1 protein-coding gene is annotated in these 1,492 nt (G+C 76.4%); it reads left to right on the top strand.

Features of this window, described 5'->3' with window-relative positions; genetic code table 11:
• The first annotated feature begins 72 nt into the window (after positions 1-72).
• Positions 73-1,485: a DUF6177 family protein gene (locus AC0T5L_RS27085; protein ID WP_476168327.1), complete on the top strand. Its 1,413-nt coding sequence runs from the start codon at positions 73-75 to the stop codon at positions 1,483-1,485.
• The last annotated feature ends 7 nt before the right edge of the window (positions 1,486-1,492 follow it).

Below are 1,492 nucleotides of genomic sequence, written 5' to 3'. Positions count from 1 at the left end.
ACGGCGAGTTCCCCGTCTGAGGGGCCACGCCCTAGGCTTCACCGTGCCGACCCACCCCTGTGAAGGATCCCCTTGAGCCACGACGTCGTCGCCCTGCTGGCGGAGAGCCCCGGCCGCCGCTCCCTACTGGCCGCGCTGGCCGAGGCCGGCCCCGACCTGCGGGTCCGGCTCGTGGCCGAGGGAACCGTGGTGCAGCTGCGCGACGGCTCCGACCGCCTGGTGCTCGCCGTGCAGGCCGCGCAGCGGCTCGCGGTCTCCGCCGAGGCCGACCGGCTGCTCACGGACGGGATCAGCCACGACCTCCCCGCCCAGCCCCTGTGGGTCGAGGTCCAGGCAGCGGAGCTGGCGGACACCGACACGGCGGCGACGGCGCGACGGTTCGCCCACGCCCTGGTCGAGCGGCACGGCGGAGTGGTGTGGGCCCCGGAGCCCGGGCTGCCCCGGGACGACGCCAACCTCCTCGGGGCCACCGAGCACCCGGCGGTCAGCGTCCTCACGGAGAAGAACGCCGTGCTCGTGCAGGACCGCCCGCTGGTCCCCCTGTCCAGCTGGCTGGTGGCCGCGCTGGCCGAGCACGGCCGGCGGGGCCTGGGCCTGCAAGTGGTCACCCCGTCCACGAGCCTCGTCACGCACGCGCTGCGCTGGTTCCTGAGCCGCCCCGGCGCCACATGGGCCGTGCGGGCCCCGGACGGGCGCCACTACGACGGCTTCAACGGCCTGCCGCTGGTGTGGGAGCCGGCGACCGGGTTCGTACCCGACCCGGAGGTCGACGCCGAGGACGGCCCGAACGAGGCCTTCCGGGCGTCGGCGGACGAGGACCTGGGCGCCCACCTGCACGTGGACCTGCGGATCGACCACCCGGCCGGCGACCGGCTGGAGCTGGGCGGCACCGTGGAGCTGCTCGCCGAGCACCTGGCCGGGGCGCCTCCCGCGGTGTGGGGCGTGTGCGAGCCCCTGTCCCGGGAGTGGGACCCGGCGCAGGTCACGGCCATGGCGCGGCGCCGCTCCCCGGGGCAGACCCTGATGGCCTTCACCGGACAGCCCGGAGGCGTCCGGGAGGAGGGCGCGCGCCCCTTCGCCGGAAGCCTGAGGGTGTCGCGCACGCCGTCGGGTGTGCGCGAGCGGATCCTGTTCTCCACCGCGTACCGGCCCGGGGAGGGACCGGACCTGGAGGCCCTCACGCCCCTCGTTCGCGAGCTGGCCTCGGGGGACGGCCTGCGCAACATGGCCGTGCACCGCGCCCTCGGGCGCGCCGACCTGGCGTACGCGCCCCGCTGGGCGGGGGTGTCCGTCCCCGTGGGGCTGGCGGTGGGCCCCGAGGGGGTGCTGGAGGCGGGCCGGGAGAGGGCGTTGGCCGCACCGGTGAAGGGCGTCGCCCTCGGCTCACCCATGGCCCCGCTGGTCTGGTACCGGATCGGGGACGGGGTGGAGGCGGACGGCTGGGCCCGGTTCCGTGAGCTGATGGAGCACTTCAGGCCCCGTTGACGAGGGC

The organism is Nocardiopsis sp. TRM 82005, assembly GCF_056312425.1.
This window is presented reverse-complemented; position numbering and strand designations above follow the sequence as displayed.